Annotated in this window: 10 protein-coding genes; 6 read left to right on the top strand and 4 right to left on the bottom strand. The window is 46.6% G+C overall.

Translation table 11 applies throughout. The features are described 5' to 3' along the window. Window positions 1-60 precede the first annotated feature (60 nt). The 3 genes from QTO00_RS01050 to pepA form a co-directional block, all read right to left on the bottom strand. Window positions 61-2,934: a valine--tRNA ligase gene (locus tag QTO00_RS01050; RefSeq protein ID WP_331422422.1), complete on the bottom strand. Its 2,874-nt coding sequence runs from the start codon at window positions 2,932-2,934 to the stop codon at window positions 61-63. 178 nt (window positions 2,935-3,112) lie between these two features. Next, on the bottom strand, window positions 3,113-3,562 hold the full coding sequence (locus QTO00_RS01045) for a DNA polymerase III subunit chi (protein ID WP_331422421.1): 450 nt from the start codon (window positions 3,560-3,562) through the stop codon (window positions 3,113-3,115). A 65-nt stretch (window positions 3,563-3,627) separates the two neighbouring features. Further along, window positions 3,628-5,136 carry a leucyl aminopeptidase gene (pepA, locus tag QTO00_RS01040; protein ID WP_331422420.1) on the bottom strand — a complete coding sequence of 503 codons (1,509 nt, stop codon included), beginning with the start codon at window positions 5,134-5,136 and terminating at the stop codon, window positions 3,628-3,630. 191 nt (window positions 5,137-5,327) lie between these two features. Here pepA and lptF point away from each other — a divergent pair, with 191 nt between their 5' ends. Further along, window positions 5,328-6,431 carry an LPS export ABC transporter permease LptF gene (lptF, locus tag QTO00_RS01035; protein WP_331422418.1) on the top strand — a complete coding sequence of 368 codons (1,104 nt, stop codon included), beginning with the start codon at window positions 5,328-5,330 and terminating at the stop codon, window positions 6,429-6,431. A 3-nt stretch (window positions 6,432-6,434) separates the two neighbouring features. Next, the gene (gene lptG / locus QTO00_RS01030) at window positions 6,435-7,505 is read left to right on the top strand and encodes an LPS export ABC transporter permease LptG (protein ID WP_331422416.1); all 1,071 of its coding nucleotides are present in this window, start codon (window positions 6,435-6,437) and stop codon (window positions 7,503-7,505) included. A 60-nt stretch (window positions 7,506-7,565) separates the two neighbouring features. On the opposite strand, the gene mutS is transcribed toward lptG, so the two are convergent. Next, entirely contained in the window at window positions 7,566-10,103 is a 2,538-nt protein-coding gene (gene mutS / locus QTO00_RS01025) for a DNA mismatch repair protein MutS (RefSeq protein WP_331422444.1), read from the bottom strand. A 127-nt stretch (window positions 10,104-10,230) separates the two neighbouring features. Here mutS and pncC point away from each other — a divergent pair, with 127 nt between their 5' ends. The 4 genes from pncC to alaS all read left to right on the top strand — a co-directional run bounded on the left by pncC (window position 10,231) and on the right by alaS (window position 15,220). After that, window positions 10,231-10,722, top strand: coding sequence for a nicotinamide-nucleotide amidase (gene pncC / locus QTO00_RS01020; RefSeq protein ID WP_331422415.1), 492 nt, complete (start codon window positions 10,231-10,233; stop codon window positions 10,720-10,722). A gap of 193 nt (window positions 10,723-10,915) precedes the next feature. Next, complete coding sequence (recA, locus tag QTO00_RS01015; protein ID WP_331422413.1) at window positions 10,916-11,962, top strand: recombinase RecA; 1,047 nt, start codon at window positions 10,916-10,918, stop codon at window positions 11,960-11,962. A gap of 69 nt (window positions 11,963-12,031) precedes the next feature. Beyond that, complete coding sequence (gene recX / locus QTO00_RS01010; protein ID WP_331422411.1) at window positions 12,032-12,496, top strand: recombination regulator RecX; 465 nt, start codon at window positions 12,032-12,034, stop codon at window positions 12,494-12,496. A 141-nt stretch (window positions 12,497-12,637) separates the two neighbouring features. Further along, the gene (alaS, locus tag QTO00_RS01005) at window positions 12,638-15,220 is read left to right on the top strand and encodes an alanine--tRNA ligase (protein ID WP_331422409.1); all 2,583 of its coding nucleotides are present in this window, start codon (window positions 12,638-12,640) and stop codon (window positions 15,218-15,220) included. Window positions 15,221-15,356: the final 136 nt, after the last annotated feature.

Below are 15,356 nucleotides of genomic sequence, written 5' to 3'. Positions count from 1 at the left end.
CGAGAATCAAAAAGGGCGACCATCGGCCGCCCTTGAATTTACTCACTGTATAGATTAGCGCTAAAGCGCAGCAATTGTCGCTTTTTGCTCTTCAAGCTTCACTAGAGTCTCTTTGTAGCCTTCAAGTTTCTCACGCTCTTTAGCAACAACCGCCTCAGGCGCTTTAGCAACGAAGCCTTCGTTACCTAACTTGCCTTCGATGCGCTTGATTTCGCCGTGAGTCTTCTTGATTTCGCCATCTAGACGAGCAAGTTCCGCGTCTTTGTCGATAAGACCTGCCATAGGGATCATCAGTTCAGATTGGCCCACTAGCTTAGTCGCACATGCAGGAGTTTCAGCATCTTGAGCCAGCACTGTTAGGCTATCTAGCTTAGCAAGAGAGTTCAGAACAACTTTGTTTGCTTCGATACGTGCAGCGTCTTTCTCGTTAGCAACCTTGATCATTACTTCCAGACCTTTGCTAGGCGCAATGTCGTACTCTGCGCGTAGGTTACGGATAGCCGTGATGAAAGCCTTAACCCACTCGATGTCTTCTACGATCTCAGCGTTGAAGTTCTCTTCGTTAAACTGAGGAAGCGCTTGAGTCATGATAGTGTCACCTTCAACACCGTCTACTAGTGGCTTAACGCTCTGCCAGATAGACTCAGTGATGTAAGGAAGCACTGGGTGAGCAAGACGTAGCGTCTTCTCTAGCACAGTGATCAGCATGTAGCGAGTCGCTTGTTGCTGAGCTTCTGTACCTTTCCATAGAACGGGTTTAGTTAGCTCTAGGTACCAGTCACAGAATTGGTTCCAGATGAATTCGTAAAGCGTGTTTGCTGCCATATCTAAACGGAAGTTGTCTAGGTGAGCGTTAAACTCTTTCGCTGCTAGTTCAAACTGAGATTCAATCCACTTATCCGCTAGAGAGAATTCCATGTTTGCACGCTCTTCCGCTGATAGTGACATGCCACAGTCGTGCTCTTCTGTGTTCATCAGTACGTAGCGGCTTGCGTTCCATAGCTTGTTACAGAAGTTACGGTAACCTTCAAGACGCTTCATGTCCCAGTTGATGTCACGGCCCGTTGAAGCCATAGCAGCAAGAGTGAAACGCAGTGCGTCAGTACCGTATGGTTCGATACCGTTTTCGAAAGTCTTACGCGTGTTCTTCTCGATCTTCTTCGCTAGCTGAGGCTGCATCATGTTGCCACAACGCTTCTCTACTAGAGACTCAAGGTCGATACCATCGATCATGTCGATCGGGTCAAGAACGTTACCTTTCGACTTAGACATCTTGTCGCCGTTTTCGTCACGGATTAGGCCCGTTACGTAAACTGTCTTAAATGGTACTTGTGACTTACCGTTTTCATCTTTGTTGAAGTGCATGGTCATCATGATCATACGTGCAACCCAGAAGAAGATGATGTCGAAGCCCGTTACTAGAACGTCTGAAGGGTGGAATGTCTTCAGATCTTCAGTTTGCTCAGGCCAGCCTTGAGTACCGAACGTCCAAAGAGCAGAAGAGAACCATGTATCAAGTACGTCGTCGTCTTGGCGAAGAACTACAACCGGTGCAAGGTTGTTGTTTGCACGTACTTCATCTTCAGTACGGCCTACGTATACGTTGCCATCGTTGTCGTACCAAGCTGGGATACGGTGACCCCACCAAAGCTGGCGAGAGATACACCAGTCTTGAATGTCACGCATCCAAGAGAAGTACATATTTTCGTACTGCTTAGGAACGAATTGGATTTCACCATCTTCAACTGCTTTAACAGCAGGCTCTGCAAGAGGTGCAGCACGTACGTACCATTGGTCAGTTAGCATTGGTTCGATAACCACACCACCACGGTCGCCATAAGGAACTGTTAGGTCGTGATCTTTGACCTCATCAAGAAGGCCAAGCTCTTCAAATTCAGCAACGATCGCTTTACGTGCAGCAAAACGCTCCATGCCGTGGTATTTAGCAGGTAGCTCAGTTGAGTAAACATCGCTAGCTTCGCCGTTAGAGGTGAAGACTTCTGCCGCATCACGAATGTCTGCGTTGAAAGTTAGGATGTTGATCATTGGTAGCTGATGGCGCTTACCAACTTCGTAGTCATTGAAATCGTGCGCAGGCGTAATCTTCACACAACCTGTGCCTTTTTCCATATCTGCGTGCTCATCGCCTACGATAGGGATCAGACGGTTAACGACAGGAAGAAGGATCTCTTTACCGATAAGATCTTTGTAACGTGGGTCTTCTGGGTTAACAGCGACACCAGTATCACCAAGCATGGTTTCTGGACGTGTAGTTGCAACAACAATGTAGTCTTTGCCTTCAGCTGTCTTCACGCCATTTGCTAGTGGGTAGCGGAAGTGCCACATGTGGCCTTTTTTGTCTTTGTTCTCTACTTCTAGGTCAGAGATCGCTGTGTGTAGCTTTGGATCCCAGTTAACTAGACGCTTACCACGGTAGATTAAGTCTTCTTCGTATAGGCGAACAAACACTTCTTGAACTGCGTTAGATAGGCCGTCATCCATAGTGAAACGCTCGCGGTCCCAGTCTACAGAAGCGCCTAGGCGGCGCAGTTGTTTAGTGATTGTGCCACCGGATTCGTTTTTCCATTCCCAGATTTTGTCGATGAAAGCATCACGACCGTAATCGTGTTTAGTCTTGCCTTCTTCAGCCGCGATCTTACGCTCAACAACCATTTGAGTTGCGATACCAGCGTGGTCAGTACCTACTTGCCAAAGGGTGTTTTTGCCCTTCATACGCTCAGCACGGATAAGGGTATCCATGATGGTGTCTTGGAAAGCGTGGCCCATGTGTAGGCTACCAGTGACGTTCGGTGGCGGGATCATGATTGAGTATGATTCTTTGGTCGTGTCACCGTGTGGCTTAAAGTAGCCTTTCTCTTCCCAAGCTTGGTATAAAGCTTGTTCAATTGAAGTTGGGTTATATGTCTTTTCCATAGCGCTCGTATTTCCTCGTCATATTTGGGCTGATAGCGGCGTTAACTGCATTCACTCAAAGCCTCGATAGTTTGAGGATTGGTTCTGGTTAAAGTTAATCTCTGTCAATCTTTATAAGTGAGGGATCTCTAACAAGATCGCCTTAGCTATAAGGATTGACCGGTTGTGTTTGTTGTTGCTAGCTGTGTTCGATCTCAATCGTTTGTAGCTGATAGCCGGCTTGGCGATAGATTTTATATCTTTCTCGCGCCAGTTGCTTGGCTTTTTCTTCGCAAGGGACGAAGTCTACCACCTCAGCAAACTTGTTCGCAAAGGTTGTCTCATTTTCAGCCAAATTTATTACTAGTTGGCGATTCCAAGATGGTTTTACTCCTTGAAAGCCAATCTCGATATTGGTGCCATACTTAGGCCCTTCGCCAACTAAATTATGCGCAACAAACTGTTTGGCGTCGACTTGCCAGAATAGCTCGGCGATCTGCTCAGCATGAGGCTTATTGTTGCAGTTGAGATAGACTTTAGCGCCTTGCTTGGCGAAGTGATGGGCAAGAAACAGTACATATAGACCAAATCCCTCAGCCTCGGCTTGAGGAGAATCTGGATTAATAATGTAGAAGGTTGCATTGGCCATACTAGTTTCTCTTGGCTTGGGAGATACAAAAAAGGGCCTTGCGGCCCTTTTTAACACTGTGAGGATTATTCCTCTGTATCTTGGCCACTACGGTTAAGTAGGAATTGGACAAGCATCGAGACAGGGCGACCGGTAGAACCTTTCGCTGCACCTGATTTCCACGCAGTACCTGCGATATCAATGTGTGCCCAGTGGTATTTCTTAGCGAACTTAGATAGGAAGCAACCAGCAGTGATAGTACCACCCGGACGGCCCCCGATGTTTGCCATATCTGCAAATGGGCTCTTCAGCTGCTCGTGGTACTCGTCTGCCATAGGTAGACGCCATGCACGGTCACTTGCTTGCTCAGAAGCATTCACTAGCTCGTGAGAAAGCGGGTTGTGGTTAGAGATTACACCACTGATGTGATGACCCAGAGCGATAACACAAGCACCTGTTAGGGTTGCAACGTCTACAACACACTCAGGCTCGTAACGCTCAACATAAGTCAGTGCATCACATAGTACTAGGCGGCCTTCTGCGTCAGTGTTGAGAACTTCAACGGTTTGACCTGACATAGTTGTTAGGATGTCACCTGGACGGTAAGCGTTGCTGCCCGGCATGTTTTCACAACCTGCTAGAACCGCAACCACATTGATTGGTAGGTTCAGTTTTGCTAGCGCTTTCATGGTACCGAATACCGATGCCGCACCACACATGTCGTACTTCATCTCATCCATACCTTCACCAGGTTTCAGTGAGATACCGCCTGAATCGAAGGTTAGACCTTTACCGACAAGTACAATTGGTTTTGCTTCAGGATCTGGGTTGCCCTTGTACTCCATGATAGACATCATAGATTCGTTTTTAGAGCCACGGCCTACTGCTAGGTATGAAGTCATGCCTAGCTTTTCCATCTCCTGCTCACCAATAATCTTAGTGGTGACTGTCTCGTAGTCATCCGCTAGGCGACGAGCTTGAGAAGCTAGGTATGCTGGGTTAGCAATGTTTGGTGGCATGTTGCCAAGGTCTTTTGACGCTTTAACACCAGATGAGATAGCTAGACCGTGTGCGATCGCTTTCTCGCCTAGGTTTAGCTCACGGCGCGTTGGTACGTTAAATACTAGCTTGCGCAGTGGACGACGAGTTTCTGGCTTCTGGCTCTTGAATTGGTCGAAGGTGTATAGACCATCTTTAGTCGCTTCAACGGCTTGGCGAACTTTCCAGTATGTATCACGGCCTTTAACGTGAAGTTCAGTTAGGAAACACACGGCTTCCATTGAACCTGTCTCGTTAAGTGTGTTGATGGTTTTTTGGATGATCTCTTTGTATTGACGCTCACCCAGTTCACGTTCTTTACCACAACCAACCAGTAAAACGCGCTCAGATAGTACACCTGGTACTTGATGAAGCAGTAGCATCTGCCCCGGTTTTCCTTCTAGGTCACCACGGCGAAGTAGTGAACTAATATAGCCATCGCTGATTTTATCTAGCTGCTCGGCAACTGGAGAAAGGCGACGTGGCTCGAACACGCCCACAACGATACATGCGCTGCGCTGCTTCTCTGGACTGCCACTTTTTACACTGAACTCCATGCGTACTCCTACATCCTGAAGACAAATAGAACTAAATGTTAGATAATGCCGTCTTACTTGTTGATTCCTTACTCGGAACTATCATTAAATAAGCGCAATAACAGTTAGCCAAAATTTTAAAAAATAAAAGGTTCAACGGGAAATTATAGTGATTCAATTAAAAAAACAAGTTTTGTATAGGTAATTTCAGCGTGATTATTGTTAGATATTTGATCCGCGAGACACTCAAAAGCCAATTAGCGATATTTTTTATCCTGTTTTTAGTGTTCCTGAGCCAAAAATTGATCAAAGTTTTGGCCGATGCCTCGGATGGTGACATTCCCGCCAGTTTAGTCATGCACTATGTTGCGTTAAGCATGCCTTCTATGGGGCTATTAATGCTGCCATTGAGTCTTTTCTTGGGGATCTTGCTGACTTTTGGCCGTTTGTACGCGGAAAGTGAAATTACCGTAATGAATGCGACCGGGATTGGCAATAAGTTCTTGATCCGCGCTGCTTTGTATCTTGCGGTTATCACAGGTGTGATCGCTGGCTTTAACTCATTTGTTTTTGCTCCTTACAGCCAAGACCAATTGGTTAAGCTACAAGAAGAAACAGCAGCCGAGAACAGTGTCGACCTGCTGAAGAAAGGCCACTTTCAAGGTACGCCCGATGGTTCATCGGTGGTATTTATCGATGATATCGACGGTAAACAGCTCAAGCACGTATTTGTTGCTCAGATGCGCCCGCGTGATTCCATTTTGCCAAGCGTCTCTTTCTCTCAACATGGTGAAGTAAAAGAACTCAGTGATGGCCGCCAAGTGATTCGTATGTACGATGGTACCCGTTACGAAGGTGTTCCGAGTCGTGTTGACTACATGGTGACTGATTTCGAACAGTACGAAGGTTTGATTGGTCAGCGTGACGTGAAACCTAAAGGCCGTGATTGGGAAGCGATTCCAATGTTGGAGCTGATGAAAAATCCTGATCCGCGCGCACAAGCTGAGGTTCAATGGCGTATCTCGTTAGTTGTCTGTATACCACTTCTTACTATGTTGGTTGTGCCTCTTTCGGCAGTTAACCCGCGCCAAGGCCGTTTTGCAAAAATGGGCCCAGCTATCCTGATCTATCTGGCTTACTTCCTAGCAATAAGTGCAACCAAATCTGCGATTGAAGATGGGTCTATCCCAACTATGGTTGGCATGTGGCCTATAAATGCTGCGCTACTACTCACCGCAATAGGGATTAACTCGATGGACAGCATTCCAGTCCGCCGCTTCAAAGACAAACTAAGACAAAGAAAAAAGGCAGCGTAAATCGTGTTTAAGATTCTCGATCTCTACATAGGTAGAACTATTATTGCCACCTCATCTTTGGTATTGGCAACTTTTGTTGGTCTTTCGGCGATCATCAAATACGTCGAACAGTTACGTAAGGTTGGCGAGGGAACTTATGACTTAATGCAGGCGTTGTTGTTTGTGTTGCTTAGTATTCCTCGTGACATTGAAATGTTCTTCCCAATGGCGGCGCTGCTTGGTGCGCTTATTGGTCTTGGTATGTTGGCGTCTAGCTCTGAGCTAGTGGTGATGCAGGCGGCTGGTTTTTCTAAGCTAGATATCGGTTTATCAGTATTAAAGACCGCAGTACCGCTGATGATTATGGTGACCTTGCTTGGTCAATGGGGCGCTCCGCAAGCACAGAAAGCTGCTCGTGATCTGCGTGCATTTGCCACCTCAGGCGGTGCGATCATGTCGGTTCGGACTGGTGTTTGGGCGCGTGATGCCAATGACTTTATCTTTATTGGTAAAGTCGAGGATGACAAAATCTATGGCATGAACATGTGGCGTTACGACGAGAACAAGCGTTTAGAAAGCGTGGTTTTCGCACAAGAAGTTGAGTATCTCTCTGAAAATACTTGGCTGATGAAAGATGTTCAACTGACGGAAATGGTTGATGAAGTGGCGATCACCAAGCAGAGCTTGCCTGAATACCGTTGGACGACCTCTTTAGCGCCAGACAAACTCGCGGTAGTGACGGTTAAACCGGAAGAGCTTTCGCTTGGCGGATTATACGATTACGTGACTTATCTAAAGGCATCAGAACAAGATCCATCACGCTATGAGCTCGCATTTTGGCGTAAGGTGACTCAACCATTCTCCATTGCAGTTATGATGCTGATGGCACTGTCGTTTATCTTTGGTCCGCTGCGTAGTGTCACTATGGGAGCGCGTATTCTTTCGGGCGTGGTTGCCGGATTTACCTTTTATATATCCAGTGAGTTTTTTGGCCCGCTGAGTTTGGTTTATAACATTCCTCCCGTGTTTGGCGCTGTGATGCCTAGTTTGGTGTTCTTAACAGTGGCGCTGATGCTGCTTCGTAGAAAGCTCTAAATCTCTCAATATTCAAATCACAAACAAAAACGGCAGCCCTTTTGGACTGCCGTTTTTTAATTAGATTAACTTCTTCAGCCGGTATAGCTCTTCCAGAGCCTGTCTTGGTGTTAGGTCATCTGGATCGATAGCGGAAAGCGCTTCTTCAACTTCACTTGGTTCTGGGATCAAACTCATTTGGTTAGCGATGTCGACTGCGCTTGAAGGTCTAGCGTCTTCAGTGCCTTGGCCTAACTGCTCTAGTTGAGTCAGCTTAGTGCGCGCATTCTTTATCACACTCTTAGGTACGCCAGCCAAGCCCGCAACGGCTAGGCCGTAAGACTTACTTGCTGCACCCTCTTGAACTGCGTGCATGAACGCGATGCTATCACCATGTTCAACCGCATCGAGGTGTACGTTGGCTAAGTGCGGGATCTGGTTAGGTAGCTCCGTTAACTCAAAGTAGTGGGTCGCAAATAAGGTCATTGAACCTAGCTCTTTAGCTAACCACTCGGCACTTGCCCAAGCTAACGATAGCCCGTCGTATGTACTGGTGCCGCGACCAATCTCATCCATCAAAACTAAGCTGTTTGCTGTGGCATTGTGGAGGATGTTAGCGGTTTCCGTCATCTCGACCATAAAGGTAGAGCGCCCAGAAGCGAGGTCATCAGATGCGCCAATACGGGTGAAGATGCGATCAATTGAGCCGATTTGCGCTGATTCAGCCGGGACGTAAGAGCCGATGTGTGCCATTAGCGCAATCAGAGCAGTTTGGCGCATGTAGGTCGATTTACCACCCATGTTTGGACCGGTAATGATCAACATTTTACGTTGCGGATTAAGCTCAATGGGGTTAGCAATGAACGGGTCATCCATCACTTGCTCTACCACTGGGTGACGGCCACCTTGAATATGAATTCCTGCCTGTTTAGTCAAGCTTGGACGGCAGTAATCTAAACTGTCTGCACGCTCAGCTAGGTTCTGCAATACATCGATTTGTGAAACAGCTGAAGCGACATTTTGTAGTTGCTCTAAGTGAGGCAGCAAGAGATCGAATAGCTCTTCCCACAACTGCTTCTCTAAAGCCAATGCTTTTGACTTAGAGTTGAGAACTTTATCTTCGTGCTCTTTGAGCTCAGGAATAATGTAGCGCTCGGCATTCTTAAGCGTTTGGCGACGTACATAGTGTGGAGGAACTAAATGGCTTTGACCGCGACTGACTTGAATAAAAAAACCATGCACATTGTTGTAGCCAACCTTTAATGTGTCGATGCCATGGCGCTCGCGCTCATCTTGCTCCATCTGTTCAAGATACTCGGTCGCACCATCTGCTAATTTACGCCATTCATCTAGCTCGCTATTGTAACCTTCAGCGATTACGCCGCCATCACGAATCACAACTGGTGGGTTCTCTTTGATGGCACGCTCTAGTAGTTCACACACTTCATCCATAGGCGCAGCATATTGAGCCAGTTTCGCTAGGTATGGGTGAGTTAGCACATTCATTGATTCTGCCAGTTCTGGCAGTTGTTGCATAGCAAAGCGCAGACGTGCCATATCGCGTGGTCTGGCACTACGTAGTGCTAGGCGTGCAAGAATACGTTCGATATCACCGACTTGCTTTAGTACAGGGTGAAGGTCGGCAAACAGAGTCATATCTTTTAGCTCTGAAATTGCGTCCAGGCGGTGATTGAGCGTATCAATATCGCGCATCGGCTGATGAAGCCAACGCTTGAGCATACGGCTGCCCATGGCTGTTGCAGTATGATCGAGCACTTCTGCTAGGGTGTTATCTGTACCGCCTGCAAGGTTGTGTGTTATCTCAAGATTGCGGCGTGTAGCGGCATCCAAGATAACCGAGTGATCTTGACGATCAAAAGTCAGCGAACGTATATGTGGCAGAGCGGTACGTTGGGTATCTTTAACGTACTGGATCAAACAACCAGCAGCACACAAACCAAGCTTGGCATGCTCAACGCCAAAACCAACTAAATCACGAGTACCAAACTGTTGGTTTAACTGCTGCTTAGCGGTATCGAGTTCAAACTCCCAAATAGGGCGACGACGATTGCCATTGCGTGAAGACATCAACTCAACGGGTTCGAAATCTTCTGGGAAAAGCAGTTCACGTGGCGATGTGCGCTGTAGCTCTGCTGCCATTGCTTCTTCAGTTTCTGGTTCCATTAGTTGGAATCGACCTGAAGTAACATCCAAAGTGGCATAACCAAACTTGCCGTTATGGTGATAAATAGCAGCAATTAGGTTATCTAGGCGTTCAGAGAGCAGAGCTTCATCCGTAACTGTGCCAGGAGTGACAATGCGAACAACTGCGCGCTCCACTGGGCCCTTACTTGTCGCTGGATCGCCAATCTGTTCACAAATCGCGACAGACTCACCAAGCTGAACAAGCTTTGCTAAGTAACCTTCAACTGCGTGGAAAGGTACGCCTGCCATGGGGATAGGTTCGCCCGCAGAAGAGCCGCGCTTGGTCAGAGAGATATCGAGCAGTTGTGACGCTCTTTTTGCATCGTCATAGAAAAGCTCATAGAAATCTCCCATACGATAAAACAGCAAAATGTCTGGGTTCTCAGCTTTAAGCTTGAGATATTGCTGCATCATGGGCGTGTGTTTTTGCTTTTCTTTTTCGGGTAACGCTTTCACAGTTTAGGTCTTTTGTTTATTTCTATTGCGGCTTAGGATACGTGAATAGCCAAAGGGCGAAAAGATGTAATAAAGGGTTTTAGATATGGAATCACAGCAAAAGCTGTCTTGGCAGTTAGGTGAATTGTTAAATCGGCATAAGTTGGTCATGACAACTGCAGAGTCTTGCACTGGTGGTGGTGTTTCTGCGGCGATTACCGACATTGCAGGTAGCTCCGCTTGGTTTGACCGCGCTTTTATTACCTATAGCAATGAAGCCAAGATGGAGATGCTAGGTGTATCCGCAGCCACACTCGAACAGTTTGGCGCCGTAAGTGAGCAAACTGTGATTGAGATGGTTGAGGGGGCAATAAACAACTCTAATGCAAATATTGGAGTTTCGATCAGTGGCATCGCAGGGCCAGGGGGAGGCTCAGAGCTAAAACCAGTAGGAACCGTCTGTTTTGCTTGGGCAGATTCACTCGGTTGGCAAAAGGTCGAGACAATTTGTTTTGCAGGGGGCCGTGGGCAAGTTCGACAACAAGCGGTAGAGCACGCGCTAAAAGTACTGTACACAGAGCTGTTAACCAGAAACTAGCCTCTTGCCGAACATCTAAATTACCGACTTTATTAGGTAGATATCACCAAAATTTAAAAAATATTCATACAGGTATAGACACTGTATGAATCAACAGTATAATGCTTGCATTGATTGTTCAACGAGAGAGTTGAACGGAAGAATTAAATTGATAATCATCAGCACGAAATAGATGAGTCATGTGGAGAAAGTGATGGACGAGAACAAACAGAAAGCGCTCGCCGCTGCGCTAGGTCAGATTGAAAAGCAATTCGGTAAAGGTTCAATCATGCGCCTTGGTGACAACCGCGCAATGGATGTAGAAACAATCTCTACAGGTTCACTTTCTTTGGATATCGCGCTAGGTGCTGGTGGTCTGCCTATGGGGCGTATCGTAGAGATCTACGGCCCAGAATCTTCAGGTAAAACAACGTTAACTCTAGAGTGTATTGCTGCAGCGCAAAAACAAGGTAAGACTTGTGCATTTATCGATGCTGAGCACGCACTTGATCCCGTTTACGCTAAGAAACTAGGTGTTGATATCGATGCACTGCTTGTTTCTCAGCCAGATACGGGTGAGCAAGCTTTAGAGATCTGTGACGCACTAGCTCGCTCAGGCGCTATCGACGTTATGGTTGTTGACTCAGTAGCTGCACTAACACCTAAAGCTGAAATCGAAGGCGAAATGGGCGATAGCCACATGGGTCTTCAAGCACGTATGCTTTCTCAAGCAATGCGTAAGCTAACGGGTAACCTTAAGCAATCGAACTGTATGTGTATCTTCATTAACCAAATCCGTATGAAGATTGGTGTGATGTTCGGTAACCCAGAAACAACTACAGGTGGTAACGCACTTAAGTTTTACGCATCTGTTCGTCTTGATATTCGCCGTACTGGTTCTATCAAAGAAGGCGACGAAGTGGTGGGTAACGAAACTCGTATCAAGGTTGTTAAGAACAAGATTGCTGCTCCATTCAAGCAAGCTGAAACGCAAATCATGTATGGCCAAGGTTTCAACCGTGAAGGTGAGCTTATCGACTTGGGTGTTAAGCACAAGCTCATCGAAAAAGCAGGTGCTTGGTACAGCTATAACGGTGACAAGATCGGTCAAGGTAAAGCAAATGCAGGTAAGTTCCTACGTGAGAACCTAGATGCTGCGCAAGCTATCGATGCGAAACTGCGCGAGATGTTACTGTCACCAGCTGAAATTCAGCCGGATGATGCTGAGCTAGGCCAAATGCCAGAGCAAGAAGAGCTATAATCTAACTTCTCTTTTTTCTTAAAGCCCTGCAATTGCGGGGCTTTGTTATATCTATCCTAGATTGAGATTATGTTTCAACGTAAACCGCCGACACTTTCTAGCAAAGAAGCCGCTATCCAATTGCTTAGCCGCCGTGATCATGGTGAGTTTGAGCTCTACCAAAAGCTAACTTTGAAGGGCTATGATGAAGAAGCGATTCAAGAAGCGGTTAACTTCTGTTTAGATCATAACTACCTAGATGATCTGCGCTATGCCAAAAGCCAAGTCCGTCAGCATGTCTACAAAGGGCATGGTGAGCGACGTATCCGTCAAGAGCTGCAACAGAAAAAAGTCGCAGATTGGGTGGTGGACAAAGCAATGGAAGAAGAGCCGCAAGACTGGTTTGATCTAGCGAAACAGGCTGCGGAGAAGAAATTTAAGGGAAGAGTCGCGAAAGACCAAAAAGAGTACGCCAAGCAGGTGCGTTTTCTTCAATATCGCGGCTACAGCTTCGAACAAATCAGCTATGCACTTAGCGCTAATGCTGAGGAGTGAAGCCAAATAACTTAACAATTTATAGATTTGCGATGAATTAACCCTTCAATAAGCTCTTTTCTGCGAGAAAACTAGTCGTAGCGTTAACCATGATCTACAATAGCGCAAAATTCTAACTCGACTATTTTCAGGAAGAGCTGCATGTACATGAGCACTGATGAGGTTCGTAACGCGTTCCTCAAGTTCTTTGAAGGCAAAGGACACCAAATCGTAGACAGTTCATCGTTGGTTCCACATAACGATCCAACCCTGCTATTTACTAACGCAGGTATGAACCAATTCAAAGATTGCTTCTTAGGCGCCGAAAAGCGTGCCTACACACGAGCAACTACGGCTCAGCGTTGTGTACGTGCGGGTGGTAAACATAACGACCTTGAAAACGTTGGTTTTACAGCTCGTCACCACACTTTCTTCGAAATGCTAGGTAACTTCAGCTTTGGTGATTATTTCAAAGAAGATGCGATTGCATTTGCTTGGGAGTTCCTAACTGAAACTCTACAACTGCCAAAAGATCGCTTATTGGTAACTGTTTACGAAACCGATGACGAAGCTTTCGAGATATGGAACAAGAAAGTAGGTGTTCCTGCTGATCGTATCGTACGTATTGGCGATAAGAAAGGTGGTAAGCAGTACGAGTCAGACAACTTCTGGACCATGGGTGATACAGGTCCTTGTGGTCCATGTACTGAAATTTTCTACGACCACGGTGAACATATCTGGGGTGGCCGTCCTGGTACACCTGAAGAAGATGGTGACCGTTTCATCGAGATCTGGAATAACGTATTCATGCAGTTCAACCGTCATGCTGATGGCACGATGGAACCGCTACCTAAGCCTGCTGTTGATACAGGTATGGGTATTGAACGTATCTCGGCAATTATGCAGGGCGTTCACTCAAACTATGAAATCGATGTATTCCAAAAGCTAATTAAAGCAACGGCTGAGATCGTAGACCATGAAGACCTATCGAACCAGTCTCTGCGTGTTATCGCTGACCACATCCGTTCTTGTTCATTCCTTATCGCTGATGGCGTTATGCCTTCAAACGAAGGTCGTGGTTATGTTCTTCGTCGCATTATCCGCCGCGCAGTTCGCCACGGTAACAAGCTAGGTGCCAAGGGTGTATTCTTCCACAAACTTGTTGGCGTATTAGCAGAAGTGATGGGTAGCGCTGCGGTTGAACTGAAGAAACAGCAAGAGCTTGTTGAAAAAGTACTTCGCATTGAAGAAGAGAACTTCGGACGCACACTAGAGCGCGGAATGATCATTCTTAATGAAGCGCTAGATGGTCTTGAAGGCAAAGAGCTTGATGGCGAAACCGTATTCAAGCTTTACGATACTTACGGTTTCCCTGCTGACTTAACTAACGACGTAGCACGTGAGCGTGACTTTACCATTGATGAAGCTGGCTTTGAGAAAGCGATGGAAGAGCAACGTCAACGTGCTCGTGAAGCCGGCCAGTTTGGTACTGACTATAACGCAACGCTTAAGTCTGATGTGGATTCTGAGTTCTGTGGTTATACAGCAACTGAAGGCAAGAGTAACGTTGCTGAAATCTTCGTTGAAGGGGAAGCAACTGAGTCTCTAACTGCAGGTGACAAAGCGATTGTTATTCTTGGTGAAACACCTTTCTACGCGGAATCAGGCGGTCAATGTGGTGATGCTGGTGTTCTGAAAACGGAATCAGGCTTGTTCAAAGTAGAAGACACTCAAAAACTTGGCAACGCGATTGCGCACCACGGCGTTCTTGCTGAAGGTGTGCTGGCGAAAGGCGACAAAGTAGCAGCGGTTGTTGATGCTGAGCGCCGTGCGGTTATCTCACTAAACCACTCTGCCACTCACCTACTGCACGCGGCATTGCGCCAAGTTTTGGGCGAGCACGTAGCGCAGAAAGGCTCTCTTGTTAAGCCTGAAAACCTGCGCTTTGACTTCTCTCACCTAGAAGCGGTAACGCCAGCTGAGCTGAAAGAAGTTGAGCGACTAGTTAACGCACAAGTGCGTCGTAACCATGTGATTGAAACTAACATCATGGACATCGAGTCGGCAAAGCAGAAAGGTGCGATGGCACTATTTGGTGAGAAGTACGACGATGAAGTTCGTGTTCTTTCAATGGGTGAGTTCTCGACTGAACTATGTGGTGGTATTCACGCATCAAATACCGGTGATATCGGCCTATTCAAGATTACATCTGAAGGCGGTATCGCAGCGGGTATTCGTCGTATCGAAGCAGTGACGGGTGATGCAGCGCTAGATGCGATTGAAGAGCAACAAGCGAAGTACGAAGAGAAGCTAGCTGAATCGGCATCAAAAGCGAAATCTCTAGAGAAAGAGATCCAGAAACTAAAAGACAAGATGGCGGCAGCGGAAAGCGCTAACATCATGGGTAAAGCTCAAGAGATCAACGGTGTTAAAGTTCTAATCGCAGGCATGGAAGGGGCAGATCCTAAGAACCTTCGTACTATGGTCGATAATGCTAAAAACCAAATGGGTAGTGGCGTTGTGATGATTGCCAACGTAAACGGCGACAAGATTGGTTTAATCGCAGGTGTAACCAAAGATCTTATCGGCAAAGTAAAAGCTGGTGACTTAGTGAAGATGGTCGCTGAGCAAGTTGGCGGCAAAGGTGGCGGTCGTCCTGACATGGCACAAGCGGGTGGTACTGATGTTGCTGCTCTGCCTGAAGCAATCAAGACAGTTCAGCCATGGCTAGAAGAACGTCTGTAATTAAAACTTAAACAAATTTTACGCTCAATCAGTTATTTGATTGAGCGTAATTTTTTTCTGACAACCAAGTGCTTTAATTGATGCTCACAATGAATATCAAGTAAGTCACTTGGTTTTTGTTATAACTACTACAAGC

It is taken from the genome of Vibrio sp. M260118, assembly GCF_036533755.1.
Taxonomy (GTDB): Bacteria; Pseudomonadota; Gammaproteobacteria; order Enterobacterales; family Vibrionaceae; genus Vibrio.
The sequence above is the reverse complement of the archived record's forward strand: the minus strand, read 5'-3'. Positions and strand labels throughout refer to the sequence as shown.